The organism is Rhizobium sp. BK399 (assembly GCF_014194695.1).
Taxonomy (GTDB): domain Bacteria; phylum Pseudomonadota; class Alphaproteobacteria; order Rhizobiales; family Rhizobiaceae; genus Rhizobium.
In genome coordinates this window covers 113222-135505 of the sequence record NZ_JACIAH010000012.1, presented here as the reverse complement: position 1 = coordinate 135505, position 22284 = coordinate 113222, and the positions used below count along the sequence as shown (strand labels likewise).

The 22284-nt window shown below is 56.9% G+C and carries 24 protein-coding genes and 2 pseudogenes; 18 read left to right on the top strand and 8 right to left on the bottom strand.

Annotated features, from left to right (window positions below; all coding sequences use genetic code 11):
* Positions 1 to 767: 767 nt before the first annotated feature.
* From FHT97_RS22390 to FHT97_RS22375, 4 genes are all read right to left on the bottom strand, one after another.
* Positions 768 to 1391 (bottom strand): hypothetical protein, encoded by a 624-nt coding sequence (locus FHT97_RS22390; RefSeq protein ID WP_183864288.1) that lies wholly within the window; start codon positions 1389 to 1391, stop codon positions 768 to 770.
* The gene (locus FHT97_RS22385; protein ID WP_183864287.1) at positions 1354 to 1950 is read right to left on the bottom strand and encodes a hypothetical protein; all 597 of its coding nucleotides are present in this window, start codon (positions 1948 to 1950) and stop codon (positions 1354 to 1356) included. The genes FHT97_RS22390 and FHT97_RS22385 overlap by 38 nt, the downstream gene beginning before the upstream one ends.
* A gap of 130 nt (positions 1951 to 2080) precedes the next feature.
* Complete coding sequence (locus FHT97_RS22380) at positions 2081 to 2515, bottom strand: SyrB-like regulator (RefSeq protein WP_183756706.1); 435 nt, start codon at positions 2513 to 2515, stop codon at positions 2081 to 2083.
* Positions 2516 to 2738: 223 nt separating this feature from the next.
* Positions 2739 to 3824: a YihY/virulence factor BrkB family protein gene (locus FHT97_RS22375; RefSeq protein ID WP_183864286.1), complete on the bottom strand. Its 1086-nt coding sequence runs from the start codon at positions 3822 to 3824 to the stop codon at positions 2739 to 2741.
* Positions 3825 to 4140: 316 nt separating this feature from the next.
* Here FHT97_RS22375 and FHT97_RS22370 point away from each other — a divergent pair, with 316 nt between their 5' ends.
* A complete protein-coding gene (locus tag FHT97_RS22370; RefSeq protein ID WP_183756704.1) occupies positions 4141 to 4335 on the top strand; it encodes a hypothetical protein in 195 nt (64 codons plus the stop codon).
* A gap of 79 nt (positions 4336 to 4414) precedes the next feature.
* On the opposite strand, the gene FHT97_RS22365 is transcribed toward FHT97_RS22370, so the two are convergent.
* Together FHT97_RS22365 and FHT97_RS22360 are read right to left on the bottom strand one after the other, a co-directional pair.
* Positions 4415 to 4618 carry a CsbD family protein gene (locus tag FHT97_RS22365; RefSeq protein ID WP_183756703.1) on the bottom strand — a complete coding sequence of 68 codons (204 nt, stop codon included), beginning with the start codon at positions 4616 to 4618 and terminating at the stop codon, positions 4415 to 4417.
* Between the two features lie 85 nt (positions 4619 to 4703).
* A complete protein-coding gene (locus tag FHT97_RS22360; protein WP_348649633.1) occupies positions 4704 to 4889 on the bottom strand; it encodes a hypothetical protein in 186 nt (61 codons plus the stop codon).
* A gap of 262 nt (positions 4890 to 5151) precedes the next feature.
* On the opposite strand from FHT97_RS22360, the gene FHT97_RS22355 reads away from it, so the two are divergent.
* A complete protein-coding gene (locus tag FHT97_RS22355) occupies positions 5152 to 6015 on the top strand; it encodes an SDR family oxidoreductase (RefSeq protein WP_183864320.1) in 864 nt (287 codons plus the stop codon).
* 48 nt (positions 6016 to 6063) lie between these two features.
* On the opposite strand, the gene FHT97_RS22350 is transcribed toward FHT97_RS22355, so the two are convergent.
* Entirely contained in the window at positions 6064 to 6222 is a 159-nt protein-coding gene (locus FHT97_RS22350) for a hypothetical protein (RefSeq protein WP_183864284.1), read from the bottom strand.
* Between the two features lie 116 nt (positions 6223 to 6338).
* Here FHT97_RS22350 and FHT97_RS22345 point away from each other — a divergent pair, with 116 nt between their 5' ends.
* The 3 genes from FHT97_RS22345 (at position 6339) to FHT97_RS22335 (ending at position 8601) form a co-directional block, all read left to right on the top strand.
* A complete protein-coding gene (locus FHT97_RS22345) occupies positions 6339 to 7169 on the top strand; it encodes a phytanoyl-CoA dioxygenase family protein (RefSeq protein ID WP_183756702.1) in 831 nt (276 codons plus the stop codon).
* 142 nt (positions 7170 to 7311) lie between these two features.
* Positions 7312 to 7842 carry a DUF4142 domain-containing protein gene (locus FHT97_RS22340; protein ID WP_183864283.1) on the top strand — a complete coding sequence of 177 codons (531 nt, stop codon included), beginning with the start codon at positions 7312 to 7314 and terminating at the stop codon, positions 7840 to 7842.
* A gap of 558 nt (positions 7843 to 8400) precedes the next feature.
* The gene (locus FHT97_RS22335; RefSeq protein ID WP_183864282.1) at positions 8401 to 8601 is read left to right on the top strand and encodes a hypothetical protein; all 201 of its coding nucleotides are present in this window, start codon (positions 8401 to 8403) and stop codon (positions 8599 to 8601) included.
* A gap of 735 nt (positions 8602 to 9336) precedes the next feature.
* Here the strand turns inward: FHT97_RS22335 and FHT97_RS22330 are convergent.
* The gene (locus FHT97_RS22330; RefSeq protein WP_183756699.1) at positions 9337 to 9567 is read right to left on the bottom strand and encodes a hypothetical protein; all 231 of its coding nucleotides are present in this window, start codon (positions 9565 to 9567) and stop codon (positions 9337 to 9339) included.
* 704 nt (positions 9568 to 10271) lie between these two features.
* Between FHT97_RS22330 and FHT97_RS22325 the strand changes: the two genes are divergently transcribed.
* From FHT97_RS22325 to FHT97_RS22265, 13 genes and pseudogenes are all read left to right on the top strand, one after another.
* The gene (locus FHT97_RS22325) at positions 10272 to 10676 is read left to right on the top strand and encodes a PAS domain-containing protein (protein WP_183864281.1); all 405 of its coding nucleotides are present in this window, start codon (positions 10272 to 10274) and stop codon (positions 10674 to 10676) included.
* Positions 10677 to 10987: 311 nt separating this feature from the next.
* Positions 10988 to 11320 (top strand): annotated as a pseudogene (locus FHT97_RS22320) (alpha-hydroxy-acid oxidizing protein).
* A gap of 381 nt (positions 11321 to 11701) precedes the next feature.
* Entirely contained in the window at positions 11702 to 12052 is a 351-nt protein-coding gene (locus FHT97_RS22315) for a response regulator (RefSeq protein ID WP_210280976.1), read from the top strand.
* A 53-nt stretch (positions 12053 to 12105) separates the two neighbouring features.
* Positions 12106 to 13083 carry an HWE histidine kinase domain-containing protein gene (locus FHT97_RS22310; protein ID WP_183864280.1) on the top strand — a complete coding sequence of 326 codons (978 nt, stop codon included), beginning with the start codon at positions 12106 to 12108 and terminating at the stop codon, positions 13081 to 13083.
* A gap of 6 nt (positions 13084 to 13089) precedes the next feature.
* The gene (locus tag FHT97_RS22305) at positions 13090 to 13425 is read left to right on the top strand and encodes a hypothetical protein (RefSeq protein WP_183864279.1); all 336 of its coding nucleotides are present in this window, start codon (positions 13090 to 13092) and stop codon (positions 13423 to 13425) included.
* A gap of 591 nt (positions 13426 to 14016) precedes the next feature.
* Positions 14017 to 14310, top strand: a complete 294-nt coding sequence (locus tag FHT97_RS22300; protein ID WP_183864278.1) for a hypothetical protein — start codon at positions 14017 to 14019, stop codon at positions 14308 to 14310.
* 32 nt (positions 14311 to 14342) lie between these two features.
* A pseudogene (locus FHT97_RS22295) lies at positions 14343 to 14510 on the top strand (SDR family oxidoreductase); the annotation flags it as partial.
* Between the two features lie 76 nt (positions 14511 to 14586).
* Positions 14587 to 15225 carry a UdgX family uracil-DNA binding protein gene (locus FHT97_RS22290; protein ID WP_183756694.1) on the top strand — a complete coding sequence of 213 codons (639 nt, stop codon included), beginning with the start codon at positions 14587 to 14589 and terminating at the stop codon, positions 15223 to 15225.
* 362 nt (positions 15226 to 15587) lie between these two features.
* A complete protein-coding gene (locus FHT97_RS22285; protein WP_183864277.1) occupies positions 15588 to 17987 on the top strand; it encodes an FdhF/YdeP family oxidoreductase in 2400 nt (799 codons plus the stop codon).
* 26 nt (positions 17988 to 18013) lie between these two features.
* A complete protein-coding gene (locus FHT97_RS22280; RefSeq protein WP_183864276.1) occupies positions 18014 to 18604 on the top strand; it encodes a c-type cytochrome in 591 nt (196 codons plus the stop codon).
* Between the two features lie 11 nt (positions 18605 to 18615).
* Positions 18616 to 19584 carry a cytochrome c oxidase subunit II gene (gene coxB, locus FHT97_RS22275; RefSeq protein WP_348649632.1) on the top strand — a complete coding sequence of 323 codons (969 nt, stop codon included), beginning with the start codon at positions 18616 to 18618 and terminating at the stop codon, positions 19582 to 19584.
* Positions 19581 to 21488, top strand: a complete 1908-nt coding sequence (ctaD, locus tag FHT97_RS22270; RefSeq protein WP_183864274.1) for a cytochrome c oxidase subunit I — start codon at positions 19581 to 19583, stop codon at positions 21486 to 21488. The genes coxB and ctaD overlap by 4 nt, the downstream gene beginning before the upstream one ends.
* A complete protein-coding gene (locus tag FHT97_RS22265) occupies positions 21485 to 22087 on the top strand; it encodes a cytochrome c oxidase subunit 3 (RefSeq protein WP_183864273.1) in 603 nt (200 codons plus the stop codon). The genes ctaD and FHT97_RS22265 overlap by 4 nt, the downstream gene beginning before the upstream one ends.
* Positions 22088 to 22284 lie beyond the last annotated feature (197 nt).

The window sequence follows — 22284 nt, the reverse complement described above, 5'->3', positions numbered from 1 at the left end:
CTCTATTGTGCAGAGCAGCATAACAACCCCGATAGAGACCGTCCAGCAATAAAAAACGAATTAAATGTCACGATCTATTGCAGTCGGATGATACCGAAATGCTTTTATGTAGGTAACAGGTAGTGACGCACCTTCGGGCGTTCGACGAAAGGAGGCCGCCTCTCTGTTGGGAAGGCTTACCTATGGATGCAGAGGCGCCATCTCATCCGACAAGCGGCTCAAGCCACCGCGAGGCCTCATTAGACTACGACCGCCTTCACAAGCTTACGCTTATGATCACCCGGGACAGTGGCGCTTTCCTGCGAATGTTTCAAAACATGGTCATTACCGTTTAATCGCGAGATTCGGCAGAGAACCACGCGTTCCTCATGAACGTCGAAGGTCGATGGTCACTGTCGCCGGCTTACGATCGTACCTTTTCGTCGGGGCCGGGCGGCGAGCATAGCACGGTTGTCGCAGGAGAAGGCAAAGTCCGGGCAGGACCATTTGCTGACGATTTCCCGGGAGCGTCAGTTTCCGATCAAGCTGCAAATGATATCATAGAACAGGTCCGAGCCGCTGTACGCTGCTGGTCGCGCTTCGCTGAGAGCGCTCGTTCGTCGAAATCCAGTGCAGTATAACGCGATCGAATTTTGAACGGCAGGGAACCCCTCCCCTTAGACAGCGAAGGAACAAAGTAGCGTGGTCCATCCCCCTTGCCGAGAGCGGTTGGACGACTATGGCAGCCTGCCCAGGAGAGAAAATCCCCCGGTCGCAACGTCGCCGATCTAGGCAGCCCTGTCCGCGAAACGCAGGAGCATATCCCGAAGCGCAGTGTTCTGTTGGCGCAGATGTACTGTCATCAGCGCTTTGAGCCTCTTGTTTTCATCCTCAAGCGCGACAAGATCGTCGGGCTGAACGGCCGCCGCAACGACTGGCGCCTTGCGGCCACCGGCGTTTGCTGTGCGTGCTGGACGGGAGCGCAATTTGCGCTGCTTTCGCGGCGGTGTCGTGGATGGCACCTCCGGATGCACTGTCACTGCCACTGCTGCATCTGGTTCAAATTGTGTCGCCGCTTCAACCGGCGCATCGGACGGTAGGGGTTGCGTCTTGTGGTCCTGATCCAAGGCGACAGTTTCGACTGGTGTTGGGCTTTCTACTGGTTCATGCTTTTGCTCTGGTCCAGTCTGCAACGCCGGCACTACCGGCTCGAACAGATGCGGAGCATCGGCTTCCGTCTCACGTGCCATGGCCTTGAGATCGGTGTTTCCCCAAATCGATTTCGCCTGATCCTTCGGACGGCGACGCGATGATTTGAATTCTACAACAAACGTGCGCGACTGTGTTTTCATAATTGTCCACTCTGCAATATGGTCATTCGAATCGCTCAAGCATCGCCCTGAGCTGAGCATTCTGCAAACGCAGCCGTTCAGCCAATTCGTTTCTCAAATGCTTGATCTCCCGATCCAGCTCCGTACCGTGGTCGACGACGGTCGGAGCGGGCGGGATGGGCGATTCTGTTTGCCCCTTATCTAATGCGGACGTGGTCTTAGCAACCACCTTTGCGTGGTTTTTCTTTGGCCGCCCTGCTCGCGTCGGTCGCAACGGATGGACGATTTCGCTCTTTGCATCGCTCACCGACACCGGTGTCGGCTTGTCCACAGTGTCGTCATTGCGGCTTTTGGACACCAGTTGATCATTCCCATCGGCCCCATCTGACAGGTGTGATGTCGCGACGCCCAAGTCATCTTTGGTTTCAAACGGGGTGCCGACGTCCATCTCCGGATCAGATAGCGGCTCGTCTCCATCGGCCGTTCCAGATGGCAGTGTGGCTTCGACCTCCCCCGATGACTGAAGTGCCTCGCCTTCCTCCGCCCTTTGTCCGGGACTGTCGTCGAGTGACCTATCTTCGTAATCGGCCGGCCGCTTTCGGGATGTCAATTGTGTCAGATATTTCCAGGGTGATTTCATAATGCTTCAATCTCGGGCCGACCGACGGCGACGTTGCCGCAGTTGCGAGCCGGGCCCGCTGACCGAGTCCGGCAACATGGTTCTAATGAGAATGCGAGGCACTGTTACGCGTTTCTCACTATGTTTTCGATCAAGCGATCCCGAGCCGCTTGCGAAGATCGGCATTTTCCGCCCGCAGTTTTTCTGCGAGTGTCTTGCGCAGACGCTTGTTCTCTTCCTCGAGCTGAAGAAGATCGGCCACTTCGTCAACTGCCGTAGCGACTACCGTGCCGGTTTTCTTTGCCTGTTTTGCCGCACCGTATTTCCGCGGGCCCCGGACGCCGGTCGGCACCAGGCCCTTTGCCGGGGCGGCTGCCTCGACGGAAGCTGGCTTTGTTTCGCTGATCAGCTCGCTGCGCTTCTGGCGCGTGCCCTTCGGTGACTTGGCAACAGGAACAGCTGAACCGGCTGCTTCTGTGGTGATCTTCTTGCGCGGGCCGCGCTGTTTTTTCGGAGCCGGCATTTCTGCAGGAGCGGTTGCGTTAACAACCTCGCTCGTCGAACTTCCATTATTGTCGTCAGCCATCAGTTATCTCCCTCTATAGCCACAAGTCTTTTCGACCGAGCGGCACACGGAGTCAACCTCTCGACCATCGCTGGATTGCGGGTTTGATACGCCTAGCAGATGATGGTGCAAAAAAAGCCCATCGCGCCAGATAAAGGCCACTTGCCAGCTCGGTGAACTACCCCCGTGTGACATGTTGGTTCGGAAATGTTTGTTGGTTTTCGAGCCACGCAACTCAAACTGATCAGTCTTGCACTTCACCGACAGTGTCGGCGACATAAGCTCCGCGCGCGCCCATAGGCAATGGTCGTCCCGTCGTGGTGTCAATTTCCGTCTGGTGCTCGAGCTCCGCGTTTAATGCCGCGCCGAGAATCAGGATCACGACTGACAACCACATCCACATGAGAAAGCCTATCAAAGCTCCCAACGTGCCATAGGTCGCACTGTAGTTGGCAAAGTGGTTCAGATAGAAGGCAAAGGCAGCGGACATGATAAACCAGCCGATCGCTGTAAAGCCGGCTCCCCATGTCATCCATCTCACGCGGGCTGGCGCGCGGCTTGGACCAAACCTATAGATTGCTGTCGATGCGGCGATGACAAGAAGCAAGAGTACGGGCCAACGCATCAACAGGACAATCTGTTCCTTAAATGCATCAATCCACATGAAGGATAAAGCAAGGGGCATGATGGCAACCAGAAAAATCATGAGCAGCGCCGCAACGACGGCGCACAAAGTGAAGCAAAGGGCGACGAGATTCAGCCTGACGAACCCGCGCTTTTCGTTCTCTTCGTACGCCACGTTCATGGCGTCAAACACCGCAAGTGTTCCGTTATGGGTGCTCCACAATGCGATGGCCAAGCTCACAAAGAATGCTATGCCCAGCGTGCTTGTTCCGCGCTGTACGATACTCTTGATTTGCTCAGCTATGAGATCAAAAGCTCCAGGCGGAAGTACCCACGAAAGCTCTCTCAGGTGGTCGGATATCGTGATAGGATCGGCAGCGAGCCCGTAAAGTGAGACGACGGCGCCAAGCGCCGGGAAAATGGCGAGTAGCAGATAAAACGACACACCTGCGGCGATGAGGGTGATGCGATGGCTCGAGATCTTGCCCACAACTCGCCAGAATACGTCACGCAATCCCTTTCTGGGGATGTCTTCGGGAACCTCAGCCTTGCGCCCCCGCACATCGGTCGGATCGTCATGCGGTGTACTTGGAGGTTCCGGTTCCTTGCGTTCCGCGAAGGCTTTCAACAACACAGCTCCGGCTGCCAACGCAAACAGGCTTGCCGTTATCGAGTTGCCCGATTTGCTGAGGATTGGTTGTCTCATGATGTTTCACTCCGCCGATCCTCCCAATAACGCAGCTGGCGCCGGAAGGATGCATCCGGGATGCAGCGAGCAATGCACGAAGGTAGAGCGATGCAGCCAGGCAGGGCCTCTCTCCTCACGACTCAATCGTCAGGCAACCGCGCGCTCGGGCTCTTATGAGCGATGCATCACCTACGCATTTCGAGTGACACGGGAGCGAACCGTCGGGTGGTTACGCCCAAAGGTTCTCCGGGTTAGCCCTGTTTACTCACATTGAAGGGATTGCAACCGAGCGGGCATGCTTAATTATTTCTGGATTGCCTCAGGAGATCAGCCGGTGTCCATTTTCCAACGCTTGCCCCATAGGATCCGGGCAGAAAATTTGCGTATCGCCATCGAACAAATGCGCTCGGCGCAGAAGTTCCTGCCGGACTTCGAGCACTACGGCGACACGCGGTTTGTCACCGAGGACGGCGACGTCGTCACACACGTCGATGGCGATCACGTTCTGATCCTTCTCAAGACGGATTGAGACAGTAATGGAATATCAACGGGGGCGCCGTCTCTATGCATGACGGCCCGGACTGGGGTCCGGGCCGTCGATTGATTTATCACCAGGTTTGCCTGCCATACCAATCATCGATATCCTGCCGGGCGCGGTCACGTTCAAGCCCGTAGCGCTCCTGGATTTTTCCTTCGAGTTGGTCGCGCTTGCCAGCAATTTGGTCAAGGTCGTCATCCGTGAGCTTTCCCCACTGCTCCTTGACTTTGCCTTTGGCCTGCTTCCAGTTTCCTTCTATGCGGTTCCAATCCATTCTTTTCTCCATCGGGTTGGGACTGCGAGACAAACGACCAAGCAGCCAGACAGTTCCCTCTAAAAGAAGGTCGGGCCGCTGGCGTTTACGGACCGAGTTTACTTTCCTTCCAATCCAGGTATGGCCGCATGAGTTGTCCGGGGTGACGTCGTTCTATCTCGGTTTCGGTCAACGCTATCCTCGCAAGAATTTCGTCGACATCGCCGCGCTTTGGCGCCTCGCTCAGTGCCTCGAGACGCTCCATAGTCTGGTACAGCTCGTCATCAATCATGGCTGCAAGCCTGCTGGCAAAATCGTCAATGGAAGCGGTCAATATGTTGTCGCTGGACATCGGTCACGGATCCGTTCGAATTGAGACTTTGAAAACCTTTCCCGGCGAAGAAGGTTCCGGACGCGCGGGCCAGTTGGCGCTGCCTTGGACAACATTAGAGGCGAGATGCTATCCCGCGCCAGGTTGCGAGGTCCGCACACGAGAAGGGAACTGTTCCCCTTTATGGCGGTTAATCGCCAGAGTATTCAACGAGGATATCGAAATGACTCACGCCCGTAGACCGCTACCACCATTTCCCAAGCAACAGCAGAAGCCGCCAGGCAGAACAGCCGACATGCAACCGCCTCCGGATCATGGTGAGCACGACTACAGAGGAACTGGCAGGCTTGAAGGGAAGGTTGCGCTCATCACGGGCGCAGATTCCGGGATCGGGAAAGCTGTGGCAATCGCATTTGCGCGCGAAGGAGCAGACGTGGTGATCTCCTATCTGAGCGAAGATGATGACGCTCGAGACACTGAGAGATGGGTCAGAGACGCGGGCCGCAAGGCCGTCCTGATGGCAGGCGACATCAAGTCGGAGGCTCATTGCCAGGAGCTTGTCAGCCGTACGGTTGGTGAATTAGGACGGATCGACATACTGGTCAACAACGCAGCTTTCCAGCGGACATACGCCGACATTGCCGATATTAGGGAAGAGGAGTGGGACGAAACGTTCAGGACCAATATCTACGCTCCCTTCTTTTTGTCGAAAGCCGCGATCCCACACATGAGGAAGGGGAGCGCCATCATAAACACGACATCAATTCAATCCAGACAACCCTCTTCCCAGCTTCTCGCCTATGCCTCCACGAAGGGCGCCATTTCGAACTTCACCGCAGCGCTCGCGGAAATGGTCGCCGAGAAAGGCATTCGAGTGAATGCGGTCGCACCGGGCCCCATCTGGACGCCACTCATTCCTTCGACGATGCCCGTCGAAAAGGCTTCGAAGTTTGGTGAGCAGACGCTTTTAAAGCGCGCCGGCCAGCCAGCTGAATTGGCGGGCGCGTATGTTCTCCTTGCCTCCGATCTTGGTAGCTACATGACAGGCGCTGTTGTTCCGGTGACCGGCGGTGAGATCATGATCTAACAGATTGCTTGTCACGATTGATTGCAACGTCATCCATTTCAGCTGGGATTACTCCGCCGCGACGTGAAGCGCCACGACGCTGAATCGCAGGCGATCAGTCGTGACATCCCTGAGCTTTTCGCCGGTGAGGGTTGCGATCCGTTCGTGACCGTCTTCGCCCCAATCCGGTCGGCTGGGAACAGGTCGCTGCCCGTGCACATCTGCCATTGTAACTCGTCGCAAGGTCGTTACCTTGCGTTGCTTCATCGTGCCCTAATAATATACGGTTGATAGAAATTATTAGTAATCTTACTCTCCCACTTGGACAAGGAGGAGGAATTCCGATGGCAGGTGACGACCATTTCGACTTGGAATCCAACATTGCCGACCTGCGCAACGACGGAATTACCGGGCTGAAAGGCGCGTTCAGCCGCGACTGGGCCGACGACATGCGCGAGGACATGATGACGGCTTTCTGGGAGGCAATCCAGAGACCCGGCGGCGCGGTCGGTCGGGGCCCCAGAAGATGGTATGTCGAGATCCATCCCCAGAACTTCCGAGGTTTTGTTGACCTTGTCACGCATCCCTGGCTTGTTGGCATGTGTACCGCTGTGCTCGGTCAAGACTACCAAATCGTCGAGATTGGGCTCGACGTCCCATTCCAGGGCGCCAAGTATCAGCCGTGGCATCGTGATTTTCCGTCGCCTATTGATACGTATCGCGATCGGAAAATTACTTCACTTGCCTTCAATCTCACCGGTGTCGATGTGACGGAAGATATGGGGCCATTCGAAATAGCTCCCGGTACGCAGTATGATGACGGTAGAGAATGGAAACATGAAATGTTTCCGGACAAATCCGAGTGGGCAAGATTTCAGGAGCGCGCGACCCGCAAGTATCCCAACCGCGGTGACATTTCCTGCAGATCCGCACTAACGGTCCATCGAGGCACGGAGCATGGGTCTCCGATCGCTCGTCCCGTCATGGTACTCGGTGTCGATGCGCCCGGTGCCGGCCACGCGGAACTTCATGACATGATGGTCACGCGCGAGTGGTACGACACACTTCCCCCCATCGCCCGAGACCATCTTGTTTGCCGTGTCGTGGATGACTTGCAACCGATCATTCAAAAGCATGATATCGAAGGCCTGGTCATGGGGGCAGATCCGACCTGAAAAAGGACTGGGTCTAGTCGGGCGAAGGTCTTTGTCTTGGTTACAAAGGCGTTTCGCATCATTCTTGCGCTATCGGCTGTTCTGGAACATTCCCATCCTGATTGGGTTTGAGAATTTCTTCTCAACTGTCCAGGAGGACGACATGAAACACCTTCTCATCGCCAGCGGATTCGCCATCGCGCTCGCATCTTCCGCCTTTGGCCAGTCCGCGGCGGAAAAAACCGGCATGAACTCCCTGATCGGTGTAGCCCCAAAGACTGAGGACTTCGTCACAGAGGCCGCCGCGAGCGATATGTTCGAAATTGCCTCCAGCAAACTTGCTCTGGAACGCGCAGACAATGCCACGAAGACCTTTGCTCAACAGATGGTCACTGATCATCAAAGGACCTCTGAGGAGCTCAAGGCACTCGTGAGCGGGGGCAAGGTGAAGGCAACGCTCCCCACCGATATGAGCAAATCACAACATAGCATGCTCGATAAGCTCCAGAAGCTGAATGGTGATGACTTTGTGAAACAATATCATGCCGATCAGGAGGAAGCCCATGAAATGGCCGTAGACCTGTTCAAGCGGTACGGTGATGAAGGGGACAACGCCGATCTCAAGGCCTGGGCAGCAAAAACGCGCCCGGCATTAGAACACCACCTGCAAATGGCGAAGGCTCTCAACAAATAGACCAGATCGCGCCTTGGCGAGCCAGCAGCAGGGCGCGGCTGGTTCACAAGTGACCAGAGTTGGCGCGGGGGTGTAGGCTGCCACCGACGCGGATCGCGGGAAACATCCCCGGATCAAGTTGCCGACAAAATTCAGTTCGTCAAGAAGCACGTGGGAAAATGGATCGCGCATCCATGGCCGGCCTCCAGGAACTCTTTCGGGTCAACCACAGCAAGGAGTACCAGAACCATGTCGAGAGCTTCTTCAACTGCATCCAACGGGCCTAGGTCGGCATCCATCACCGCTTCTCGGTGCGCACCTCGACTGGTACGGCGCCGAGATCGCCTGTCGCGAGAACAACCGGCATGTCGACAACGGCATGCCGCTCTGGGGAATGATCCACTTCGCGATGTCCCGGAAGACATCAAGGAACCTGTGCGGCTCTTGGCAGGGACGACATCCACCCGACCTCGTCTCGGAGGACGGTCGAAGTCGCGACGTCCAGTGTCGTCCGCCTGCCGTCGCGAGGACTTCCTCGATCTGTGACTCATCAAGGCACAGCAGGATGCTATCGACGACATGGAGACGCCTCTTGCGGCCATCCGTTTGATGATGCTGGCGAGCGAGGGTTACGATGCCACGGTTTTCGGCAACATATCCTCCACCCGGCTGATCCACTGCGTCATCGTCACCATCTCCCGTGAGCTGACGCCATGGTGGTTGAAAAGCGTAGATGCCGACAAGAGGCTGCTACGCCGCCACTTCCAAAAATGGCGATGACCGTCCCAGCGCGTCGGACGCGATTTGCCTTGGGGAGATAGTCGAGTGAGAACCGGCTTCCGGTCTGCTCGAGCCTGGCGTCATCTTCCTGAAGTCCGGTCTCACGGACGAAGGCACAGGCACAGGCACATTCCGCCGTCGTGATCGGCCGAAGTGCCTCGCGCAATGTGTGCAAGACGAAGTCACGACGATCAATGTCCTTCAGGAGCTCTAAGACTTCGTCGACGTCTTGGCGCTTGCGGTGCGTGATGAGTCGAGGCATTCCGGTTGGCGCAGCGTGAAGTCCCCCTCATAGGTCCGAAGGACCAAGTCGAACGCCCCCTGCTGTCGCTCCAGGGAGCCGATCTGCGTCCGCTGCGTCGGCGGCGGTTTCCACGATGTTGAGGGGAAGAGGGCGCCAGGTGGAGGAGAAACACCGACGCGGTCGCAACGCGGCGTGGACTGAGCACAAGAGGCGTCTTGGCGGCCTGGCCCTGCGCCGATCCTGAACGACCTGGCCACGGACAAGACAAACATACCGTCACATGCCTGACTGTTTTTACCGGCTTTCTTGGTTAATGCGCGACAAAGTCGATGGCAGCCTACGTAGGTTTTGGTCACAACGTCGACGCATCGTCCGGCCGCGATGTGCACCTTAGCGGCCTGCGACGTTTACGCCACCGATGAGCGGCGGGGCTGTTACGTCGACGTCTAGCCTCAGTACGCGTTGGATGCGCGGAACTCAACCGACCGTGGTCATTCCCACGGTTGCTGATAATGCCGAATCGCCATATGGGACCGAATAGCTTCGCCTAAAATAACTGCTGAGTGTTCGCCAGCCAGAACACGTTCGATCGCTGCCGCCATGACAGCTTTTCCCTGATCACTATTCGGGGACACGTGATATTTATGGCACCACTTCGACACCACCTTGGTGACAAGCTTCAGTTCATTTGGATTGAGGGCTTGGGCATTCGAGAGGGACATTCGTTACTCCGGTTGAACGTGCCGGCTACGCGCGGCAGATTGCTTTGCTAGATTTCCCTAGAACCGCTCAGGATACCGAAAGTTTCAAGTTTGGAGCGCGAGCCGCACGTGCGGTGCCGCGCCGGACATTTTTTAAAGGCGTAGATAAGTTTAATATGACTCCGGCGGTCTGCGTCGCCTTCTTTCTGATCCTAGCTCTGCAGTACCGGAGGTCAACCAGGAACACCCGTACGATATCGTACATGGGTCGGCGATGATCCCGCCGGACTGTCTCTTGCGGCGGGTGGCAACTGAAGGGGCTCTGAGATATTCGCGTTGAGGAGGATTGAACAATGACGAGAAAGGAAAAGTTACCCCGCGTGATTTCGGCTTCGTGCGCTGTTCGGGAGATGGCCGGGCAGCCGATCTGAGGCTCCCGAACATGACTTGTTTACTCATTCACTATGAACCCTGCCAGCGAACACCGTCAGACCGTGATTCTTGGCGGGGCAAAGCTTCGGGCTAGTCGTTGCCGCAGAGCGATCCGCGTCGGCAGACAAAACCTGCCTTCCATGGCAAGGGGAGCTTTAGTAGGCCTGGCGAAGCATTGTGAGAGGATCAATCCTTCCTTAAACCTCTGGACGTAGGCGATCCTCTCAAAAGACAGCTTGCATGGATACTCGGTGCGGGTCCATTCTGGTGGAGGCTTTTGAATGGGAGGAACCATGGTACGGCGCGCGGAGCGGCTGTTTCTTACGCAAATCTCGACTGAGCGAATGCCGGATGCAGGGTTGTTCACTTGGGATCTGAATAGCAACCTTGTCTACGCCGACAGCGCGCTGGCCGAGCTTTTCGGTCTCGACCCGGTTGAAACCGAACGTGGACTGCCCGTCCAGACCTATCTTGATCGCGTGCATCCGGACGATGCACCGACATTGGCCAAGCAGATAAACGACGCCATCATTGCGGAACACCCGACGGTGCAAGAATATCGATCACGCAAGGCAGATGGCTCATACATTCATGTTTCGGCATTTGGTCGCTGTTTCAGGGATCGCAATGACAATCCCGTCCACTACGCGGGCATCGTCATGGCGACGGAGAAAGCGCCAGCAGGCAGCACACACTGAGACAAAGCTGCAATGCCCGGCCGAAGCCTCAATTGTTGTCGCTCGGAAGACAAGAACATCTTTTGGCGATGCGCCGGTAGTAGTACGGTGGCGGGAGAGAAAAGCTACCGCTTGTGGACCTGTTCCTCACAGTCGTGCGTCAGCGCCATCAGCACAAACCAAGGGTGCTGCGTCGCTCAATGCAAGGCGAGGCAACTTTGGGCGTCCCCACGAAAACCACCGAAACGCGGTGGTGGTGCTTATTTCGGTTTCTGTAATTGGCATCGATTGAACCACACCAAGTTCCTGCGCCGCCGGTAGGCGCCGACGGAGTGATCGTCTCGAACCACGGCGGACGGCAGCTCGATGGTGCCATATCCTCTGGCCGCACTCCCAGCGATCGTTGAACGTGTTGGCGGGCAGTAATGGTCGACGGTGAATTTCGACGTGGTACCGATGTCATGAAAGCGCTCGCTCTCGGTGCGCACTTCGTTTTTGCCGGCCGCCCCTTCCTTTACGCGGCCACGGTTGCCGGACTGCCCGGTATCATGAAAGCAGCAGAGATTTCCAAGCGGAACTTCATCGGAATATGGCGCTCCTCGGCATTTCGACAATTGATGAGTTCACCAGCGAGCATCTTATGCGCTTGGCATAATGCGCGTTAGCAATGTCGAAAACTCCCTCGATCGTCACTAAATGCAACGGTAGATCGTGAGATGCTACGACATATGGCGCTTCACTGCCAGTGATTGCATGGGGATCTCGCCATCCGGTCGACGCCCTGGGTGGATGATCAAATGAACGAACCCTTCCGTAGTTAGTTCCCCGGCGGCCGATGGAGAACAATTTGGGATGGAGAGCTAGTTCGAACCCGAAGCAGTGGGCGTCGGTCACGGCGGCGCCGGCGGCGAGTCATTGTCTGCTGCCGTACATTTCTGGGCCTTCATGGACAGGGCGCCACACATCTGCAATTGTGCGCCTGAAGCGGCACCAGCCGCGGTTAAAGCCATCTCGATCCTCGGGGTGCTGACGTGAGATAGACACCCGTGGCGCGTATCCTTATTATCGAAGATGAGATGCTGATAGCGGTGACGCTTGAAGCAATGCTCGCTGAACTTGGCCACGAGGTCGTCGGTATCGCTGGACGCCTCGACGAGGCGCTGGACATGGTCGGCTCGCTTGACTTCGATGTCGCCGTTCTCGATCTGAAGCTCGGGTCGGAAATGACCTTTCCCGTCGCGGACAAACTCGTTGAGCTCGGCAAGAAATTCATCTTCTCGACTGGATTCGGCGAGGCTGAGGTCGGTGGCCGCTACAGCCATCCTGTGCTTCAGAAGCCATACGACGAAGTCGCGCTGATGGAACTGATCACGCGTGTCACCAATTCCAATCAATAAGTTCGCCGTGTGATCCGCAGATGGATAGACCGCAATTGCCGAGGATGACGCAGATGCAGCTTGAAGACCTATACCGCCTGATGAAGACGGGACACGTCCAGGCTCAGGGTGTTGTCGACACGATGACACAGCCTGTCGTCGTCATCGATGAGAACTTCTGTGTCACTACGGCCAACAATGCGTTCATCAAGGCATTCAAGGTCGAGCGGGACGACATCATCGCGCAGAGCTTCTTCGGCCTCGGCAATGGGCAGTGGGATATTCCCGAGCTGCGGCAGCTCATCTCGGCGATCATTCCGCGGGCGGCGGCCGTCATTGGTTTCGAGGTGACGCACGATTTCCCCGCGATCGGGCCCCGCACCTTTCTCATTGACGCCCGCCGCCTCCTGCATCCGAACGACAATAGTCCCAACATCCTGATCATCTTCGACGACGTGACAGAGCGCCACCGTCATGATGCCGAAATGGATTTCATCGTCGCGGAACTGCGCCATCGGATGAAAAACATGGCGGCGGTCGTCCGGTCTGTGGTTATTAACACGCGTGCCGACCAGCCGGCGGTGGCGATTTTCAAGGAGGCGCTTGTCGGGCGGCTGGACGCCACGTTCAAGGCGCAGGACATCGCCGCGCGCGCTAAAACAGCCGATTTCGAGTTCCTTGTGACACAGGCGGTCGGCACCACCGTTTCGGAACGGCTGGAATGCTCCGGCCCGGCCGTGGAGATGCCGAGCGCAAAGGTGCTTCCAGTGAGCATGATTTTTCATGAGCTTGCCACGAATGCTGTCAAGCATGGTGCCATTTCCACCTCGGCGGGGCGCATTCGTGTGAGCTGGTGTATGGAGACCGGACCAAATGGTCGTCAACTGCTCGCCTGCCAATGGCAAGAGGAAGGCGGCCCGTCGGTTTCCGCCCCCAAGCGGAAAGGTTACGGAACCGAGCTAATTGAAGGCCTCGGAGCACATATCGCTGGATCGGCGGAACTGGTTTACAGGACTGAAGGTTTGGCTGCGGTGATCAAGATCCCGGTGTGAGGACACGTGAGAGATCCTTACCGAGAGAAACCCCAAGGGCGGACAGCCGTCCTTGTCGTTGAGGACGAATTATTTATTGCCGACGCCCTTCGACGCGTCCTAGTGGATGCTGGGTTCGAGGTACTTGGGCCTGCTTCTTCGGTTCAGGACGCCCTCGATTTGCTTGAAGCAGCGCGGCCACACGCGGCCGTGCTCGACGTCCATCTCGGGCGGGAGAAGGTCACCCCGGTCGCACTCGAGCTTGCGCCCTTTCCCATTCTCGCCAATGCGGTCAACCTCGGCAAACCGACGGATCGAAGCCAGATGATCGACGCCATCCGTAAGCTTGTCGCAACCAGCTAGCGGAGGTGACGACAAAGGCGTTTCCCGTTGCGGAGCGGCGATGGCATGCTTGGCATCCTCGCTCCGGACTGCGTTCTCTCTCGCATGGCTGACTTCGCGCCATCTCCCGAAAGCGAGCCTGACCGACGCCTCCGGTGACAAGAAGCCATTGATGGTCCCGGTCAGGTGGAAAAAAATTGCGCGCGGTTTTGAGTTTCTGAGTTTTGACGTCAAGTCACACACTCGGCGGTCACGGGTCAATGCAGCCGCTCAGAATCGAGCGGCCCGTCAGCACAACTCGGACGCAGTCCAACCCCGCTTTTGAAAATGGCGTCCTGGATCCGGTCCGGATCTCCGTCGATCAATCTCAATGGGTTGGCTAGCAAGCTGCCGCCGCTCCGTCTTCGCCTCCGGGTGATCGCAACCGTTCCTGTTCCTTTGAGGAGCCATCAGCGGGAATTGCCCGCTTCCGATGGACCCGAATATGGCGCTCGCTCAGTCCAACGCTTTCCCTCTCTGCAACGACATCGGGCTCTGGCAGGCGTGGAACAATGACGAAAGCCCGCAGTTTCAAAGGAAGTGCAACCAAGCAAAGCTCCAAAGGAGGAGACAATGCGCTTCAAGATCATCGGAACATCACTTCTCGCCATCGGGCTCGCAGGATCCGCATTCGCCCAGTCCAACCCGGCGCCGGCAGGCTCGACCATGGACAAGAACCATGGTGCCTCCAGCAGCACGACCAACGGAATGAAGATGAAGAAAGCCGATAAAACCACCACCGGCAGCACGCAGACTTTCAACAAGCAGAACTGCAAGTCTATCATGGGCAAGAACTCGCTTCAGACGCAAGGGGGCAACAGCAACACGCAGAATGCCGAAGACACATGCGCCGACAACAACAACTAAAGCCGCCGGCGTAAGCGGGAAGGACGCGGTCGTCGACGATGCCGGCTGACGGTGTGAAGAACTTCGGCAAGCAGGTTCCTATGCAGCGGCCGGGGCAACCCGCAGAACTGGCGACGGCCTATGTGATGCTCGCTGATCCGCTCTCAAGTTACGTGTCGGGGGCGACAATCGCGGTTACCGGCGGCAAGCCAATCCTCTAGGCGCCGCAAAGATATAAGCGCGCTCTGCACTCTAATGCGCAACCCTTGGCCTAGCGTCCGAGGTGGAGAAACAGGCATGGCAGAATTAGTCGGCCCGGCATTGACGCAGCCGGGCGCTCCCGGCGCGAGCCTCGATGAGATTCATAGAGAAGCGACCATCTGCACGCGATGCGAACTCTATAAACACGCAGCGCAGCTGGTGTTCGGGGAAGGTCCGAAAGGAGCCGAAGTCGTTTTCGTTGGCGAGCAGCCGGGCGACAAGGAGGATGTTGCCGGACAGCCGTTCGTCGGGCCTGCGGGAAAGCTGCTAGATCGCTGTCTGGAGGAAGCCGGTATCGAGCGCGCATCCTGCTATGTCACCAACGCGGTCAAGCACTTCAAGTTCGAACCCCGCGGCAAACGTCGTATCCATGCCAAGCCCACCAGGGGAGAGGTTCAGGTGTGCGCGTGGTGGCTCGCAGCCGAATTGCGCCTCGTGCGGCCGAAGCTCGTCGTGGCGCTCGGAGCGACGGCGGCGTACTCCCTGCTCGGGCCACAAGTTAAGGTCACCCGCGACCGAGGCTCCGTCTTTCGTTCACCCGTCGGACTGTCGGTGTTCGTGACCATTCATCCCTCGGCGCTTTTGCGAGTGCTCGACCAAGCGGCGGGGCGGCAAGACAGGGCGCGCTTCGTCAATGATCTGAAAGCCATAGCCACGCTTCTCGAGGACGGATAGCCGCGTGAGGGTCAAGTCAAAAGAACAAAGTGGCGGCCTATCATTTGGCCCTGGAAGTACGGAGGAAAGCCGATGCAGCCGAAGGTCATTACAGACGCCAAAGGCCAGTTCGCACCATCGAAAGCGGATCGAAAGACGTGGGCCCGTCACGTCCCTATTGGAACAAATGACCTTCGTCCACGGTTAGAAGCTCACTCCTCGATAAGGACCGCGTACGTCCCATGGGAGGCTTGGTCACGGAGGAGCCGAATGCAAATAACAGCCCCCTCTCCCTTCCGATTTTCTCTTGCTGAGGAGGAATCAGCCCTGGACAGCGGGAATGCTCACGAGCGTTCTTTTTCAGTTCCTAAAGGCCATGTCCCATGACCTCTCGCCCCCAGGATAAGCCTCATATTGGCTTCGACAGTGGCCCGGCCGGTGGATGGGGCTCAGCCAAGTCAGTGACGGAGATCGTTTTGCGGGAACATATCCCGCTGTCCGGACCGTCGCTGCTCAGGCACCAGAACAAACCCGAAGGCTATATGTGCGTAAGCTGCGCCTGGGCAAAGCCGGCCAAATCACACCCGCTGGAATTTTGCGAGAACGGCGCGAAGGCAACCGCCTGGGAAGTCACCAGCAAGCGCGCAGACGAAACCTTTTTCGCCTCGCATACGCTTGGCGAACTCGAGACTTGGTTGGATCACGACCTCGAGGAGCAAGGTCGCCTTACCCATCCGATGCGCTGGGACTCCGCCTCTGACAAATACATTCCGGTGGCCTGGGACACCGCATTCGACGAAATTGGTCGTGAGTTGAAGCAGATTGCCCCGGAAATGGTTGATTTCTACACATCTGGCCGCGCTTCGCTGGAGACATGTTACATGTACCAGCTCTTTGCTCGTATCTTCGGCAGTAACAACCTGCCGGATTCGTCGAACATGTGCCACGAAAGCACGTCTGTTGGGCTGCCTGAAAGTATTGGCGCCACCGTCGGCACGGCAGTTCTCTCAGACTTTCAGAACTGCGATTGTATCTTCTACATAGCACAAAATGTCGGCACATCGTCGCCAAGACTCCTGCACGATCTTCAGGATGCCGTGCATCGCGGCGTTAAGATTGTCACGTTCAATTTGTTGAGAGAGCCCGGCCTGGAACGCTTCATCAACCCTCAGGCCCCAAGCGAGATGATTACCGGGTCCGAAACCCCGATCTCGAGTGAGTATTATCAGGTCCGAAATGGCGGCGACATCGCAGCATTGTTTGGAGTGTGCAAGGCGTTGATTGAGGCCGACGATGCCAAGCAGAGCCTCGGCTTGAGCAAGGTTGCAGGATCCGATGGAGAGGCGAGGAGCGAAAGCGCCGCAGCTGTCGCCTTCGCCGCAGCGATGACTGCAGCAGACAAGAAGCATGTACTCGATCACGATTTCATCAAAGAGCACACCTCTGGTTTCGAGGCATTCGCAACGGCAGCCCGCGCGCATTCCTGGGAGAACCTGGAGGGGACTTCCGGACTTACACGCGAGCAAATGATCGCAGCTGCCAGAACTTACGCAGAGTCGGACGCGGTCGTGCTCGTCTATGGAATGGGGCTTACTCAGCAGGTAATGGGCGTTGAAAACATCCATATGGTCGCAAATCTCGCGCTTCTTCGGGGCAACATCGGCAAACCCGGTGCCAACATCTGCGCCGTGCGGGGCCACTCCAACGTCCAGGGTCAGCGGACAGTTGGGATTACCGAAAAGCCGGCCCTAGTTCCCCTAGACAAGCTCGCGGAACTGTACCGTTTTGATCCTCCGCGATGGGAGGGGCGGAGCACCGTGGACGTCTGTGAGGCCGTACTGTCGGGAAAGAGCCGGGCTTTCGTGAGCCTCGGAGGCAACTTCATCCGGGCCGTTCCAGACACAAAAATAATGGAGGCCGCCTGGGCGAAGCTTCGTCTAACCGTGCAGATCGCAACCAAGCTCAACCGAAGTCACCTGATTCACGGTGAAATTGCATATCTGTTACCTTGTCTCGGACGGCTTGAGATCGATCAACAAGCCACGGGCCCCCAAGCTGTTTCAATGGAAAGCTCCGTTGCCCATTTCCACGGATCAAGAGGACGCGTCCAACCGGCCAGTCCTCATCTCTTGTCCGAACCAGCTATCATTGCAGGGCTGGCGAAGGCTACTTTAACGAGGGGTATCGTCCCCTGGGACGAATGGGTCGCAGACTATTCATTGATCCGAGATGCTATCGAAAATACCTATCCAGAAACCTTCAAGAAATTCAATGAGCGGCTGTTTCAACCTGGGGGCTTCGCGCGACCTGTTCCAGCTAGGGAGAGAAAGTGGGTCACGGCGAACAAGAAGGCAAACTTCATAACGCCATCCCGCCTCTTTCCCGAATTCGACATCAGCAGCGTCGACGACAAGGTACTCAATCTTGCTACGCTACGCTCGAACGACCAGTTCAACACGACCATCTACGGATACAGCGACCGGTTCCGTGGTGTTGATGGAACAAGACAGGTTGTCTTTCTCAACGGGGAAGATATTGAGCGGCTTGGATTCAAACCAGGTGAGTTCGTCGACATGACAACGGCGATTGAACCGGAAATTGTTCGCAGCATCCAGGGCTTCCGCATCGTCGAATACGACATTCCCAGAGGATGCTGTGCGTCCTACTACCCCGAAGCAAATCCGCTGTTTCCGCTGGGCCATCACGCCCCGAGAGCGAAGACGCCGTCCTACAAGCTGCTGCCGATCCGGCTCAGTCGATCGGACAAGGTACCTGTTGAGTAAGTCTTATCGATTTTTGGCGGGAGGCCATGTCGAGCATCACCACAACGATCGCTGCTACAACGGGGTTCTTCTGCCTTTGCGGCGCTGCAACTTTTATCGGATGGGCGAGAGAGCCCCGTCAATTCCGTGCTGATCCCCCGACGGCGGCAGCGCTTGACCATCTTCGTTTGATGCCGAACACCATCGGGGGCACGCCGCCTGAGGTCTATTTTAAAATGGGCAAGCCCTATGAAAGCACGGCCTATAATCTGAGCCAAGGCAAGCGGCTCTATGCGTGGTTCGGGTGTCCGCAGTGCCATGGCGATGGCCAGGGAAAGAATGGACCATCGTTTCTCGATGGTTGGTGGCTTTACGGGCCTTCGATGATATCGATCGTTGCCTCCATCCGAGACGGGCGCCCGCATGGCATGCCAGCGTTCAAGGGCAAGATGACGAGCGTTCAAATCTGGCAGCTGGCCGGCTACGTGAAGTCAATTGGGGCCTATTCTCCCAGCGTTGTGGCTCCCAGCCGCAACGATGACAAGACCAATCGACCAGCAGAAAACCGCGCGCCAGCGATAATCCTTTTCGATGAGGGGCCGACACCGGTGAGACCCGACCAGGGACCATCACCGTGAAAGCCCTCTTCGTGGCCGCCCTTCTGCTCCTTATCGCTGGCTGTAGCGGAAACCAGGCCGCACTCAATGCCCATGGCCACGCCGCCATTGCCCTTCAACAGCTCATCATCGTCATGGTCATTATCTGCTCTGTGATCTGGATTTCGGTGACGGGTTTTCTTGTGTGGGCCCTGCTTCGCCGAGGACAGATCCCAGACGACAGCGTTAACACCCGTAGAATGACAATATTTGTTCAGGCAGCGGCAACTGCGACGGTAGTCATCGTCGTGGCACTCACATTAACCAGCTTCTACACGACGCGGGCGCTGGATGCCCCTGGGCATCCCGCCGACTTTGTCACAGTCAAGGCACAGCAGTGGTGGTGGCAGTTTATCTACAAGGACCAGAACGGCGCGACGCTGTTTCAGACCGCCAACGAACTTCATGTCGCTGTCGGGAAGGACGTGCAGCTGGAGCTGGAATCCATGGATGTGATCCACTCATTTTGGGTACCAAGTCTCGCTGGGAAACTGGATTTGATCCCTGGTCGCCGCAACCTCCTGACGCTTCGAGCAGAGCGACCAGGGGTATATCGCGGGCAATGCGCGGAGTTTTGTGGCTTGCAGCACGGCCACATGGCCTTGCTCGTGATAGCACAGGAGGAGGCCGACTTCCAACGGTGGCAAGTCAATCAGGCAGCAGCAGCAATCGAACCAAGTATGCAGGAGGCAGATGCAGGCAAGACGGTGTTCAACAACAAGCCCTGCGCTGCCTGCCACACGGTTCGGGGAACGCCTGCGGCTGGAACAAGCGGTCCAGATCTGACCCATGTCGGTAGCCGGCAGACAATTGCTGCTGGCGTGCTCGAGACCACACGCGGCTCGCTTGCCGCATGGATAGCAGACCCTCAGACAATAAAGCCAGGGAATAACATGCCACTCGTTCCATTGACAAGCGATGAGCTGCGACAGGTCTCAGCCTATATGGAAAGCCTGAAATGACCGGTGATCAGCGAGCCTTGACAGATATCGACCTCAGTGACGCAGATCTGGAATCGCGGTTAGCCAGAACATGGGCTTCTCCTTCTGGTGTAAGGGGCATTCTAGCGACCGTGGATCACAAGATCATCGCGCGACGCTATGTCGTCACCGCCTTTGTGTTTCTCATTCTTGGGGGAATCCTGGCACTTGCGATGCGCCTTCAGCTATCGCGGCCGGAGGCGCGCTACATCGGCCCTGACCGGTATAATCAGATCTTCACGATGCACGGGTCGAACATGATGTTCCTTTTTGCCGTCCCGATCATGGAGGCAATGGCGGTCTATCTTGTTCCTCTCATGGTCGGAACGCGAAACATTGCTTTCCCTCGCCTGAACGCGTTCTCGTATTGGATATTCCTGTTTGGTGGCATCCTGCTCTGGCTGTCATTTGCGCTAGACACAGCGCCTGATGTCGGATGGTTTGCCTACGTCCCGCTCGCCGGCCCGCAATACAGCCCCGGAAAGCGAGCCGATCTCTGGGCGCAGATGATTACCTTCACGGAGCTTGCCGCACTCGCTGTCGCTGTAGAGATCGTCGCTACCGTCTTCAAGCAGAGGGCACCGGGAATGTCGCTGGACCGAATTCCCGTCCTTGTCTGGGCGATGCTCGTCATGTCGTTCCTCATCATCATGGCGATGCCTGCGATCATGTTCGCCAGCTCAACACTAATACTGGACAGGCTGGTTGAAACGCAGTTCTACAACCCGGCCAAAGGGGGCGACGCGCTTCTTTGGCAGCATCTGTTCTGGTTTTTTGGCCATCCCGAGGTTTACATCATTTTCCTTCCTGCTGTCGGCATGGTTTCCACGATTTTGCCGACATTCGTTGGAAGGCCATTGTTTGGCTATCTGGCTTTGGTCACCGCGTTGATTGCGACCGGAATTTTGTCATTCGGTCTTTGGGTGCATCACATGTTCACCGTTGGCCTGCCAAGGGTCGGAGAAAGCTTTTTTACGGCTTCCAGCATGGCAATTGCCGTGCCAGCCGGCGTTCAGATTTTTTGTTGGATTGCAACCCTTTGGGCCGGAAAGCCCGTATTCAAGACGCCCCTTCTGTTTGTTCTCGGCTTCATAGTGACCTTCGTGATGGGTGGGCTGACGGGGGTGATGGTCGCTTCCGTTCCCTTGGACACGCAAGTCCATGACACCTACTTTGTCGTAGCACACTTTCACTACGTGCTGATCGGTGGCGCAGTTTTCCCATTGCTCGGAGCCATTTATTACTGGTATCCCAAAGCGACCGGCCACATGATGAGCGAACGCCTCGGACGGTGGGCGTTCTGGCTCATCTTCATCGGCTTTCATCTTACTTTTTTTCCGATGCACATTCTCGGCCTAGCGGGAATGCCCCGACGGGTCTACACTTATCAGCCGGAGCTGCCTTGGGCGGGGCTGAATCTCTTTATCAGTTTTAGTTCTGTCGTCCTGGCTGCCGGTTTTTTTATCTTTTTTGTTGACATGGTGTGCAGTTGGCGAATGGGGTCGTTAGCCGGGCCAAACCCATGGAGCGCGACGACTTTGGAATGGGCGACGTCGTCGCCTCCCCCAGCCTTTAATTTCCGCCGCATCCCCGTGGTCAACAGCTTGGCTCCACTATCAGCTGACCAGGATCTTCTGCCCGTCGCGGCCGGGCTTCGCGTGGACCGTCGCGAACTTCTGGTAACACGAGTGGTGGATGCCGCGCCTGAGGCACGGGAATCGTCGGCACGAAATTCACTATGGCCCTTTTGGACCGCTGTTGCGACTGCTGTCATGCTGATCTGGTCGATCTTCTCCCCCTGGGCAGTCATCTGGGGCGCGATACCGATCGTGGTAACCTTAATCGGATGGTTCTGGCCAAAGGGAGATCCGGAGGACGAGGCGTGAGGGATCGTATTGTACTCGACACGTCCAACTTGCCCCTTCATGGGATGGGGATGGCTAGCCCCACGTGGTGGGCGACCTGTGCATTCATGCTCATCGAAGGGACCGGATTTGCGCTAGGGATCGCTGTCTACTTCTACCTGATGGGCCTCGCGCCGGTATGGCCGATTGATGCGCCCCCGCCCGATCTCCAGGCAGGCACCTGGTTGACAGCCATCCTTCTGGCAAGCGTTGTTCCGAATGTTCTTCTCTCACGATGGGCTGAGCGAAAACAGTTACGGCGCGTGCAAATTGGTCTGATCGTGATGACGTTTCTTGGAATTATCCCCTTGCCGTTTCGCGTCTTCGAATTCTACGCCCTTCATACGATGTGGGACCAGAATGCCTACGGGTCGATCGTGTGGACACTTCTCGGCCTGCACACCACCCATATTGTAACGGACCTCGCAGATACTGTCGTCCTCACTTGTCTGATGTTCACTCGGCACGGGAACAACACGCGCCGCTTCGGCGACGTCCAGGACAACGCGCTTTACTGGAACTTCGTGGTCCTCATTTGGTTGCCGATTTACGGCTGTATTTATTGGGTTCCACGTCTATGACATCATCTTCACTCCGACACCGTCTCGTCGTTCTGCCTCCGTTTTTATGGGCGCTTAACACCCAGCTCGGCCTCTTACTTCCGTACAGGGATTGTCAGTTGGGCACGGATTGGACGCTGCTCGCAGCGTTGGCGATCGTGGCAGTCTCAATCGCGACAACGATCGCTTTGAGAAGGCGGGCGACGTCACGCATTGGC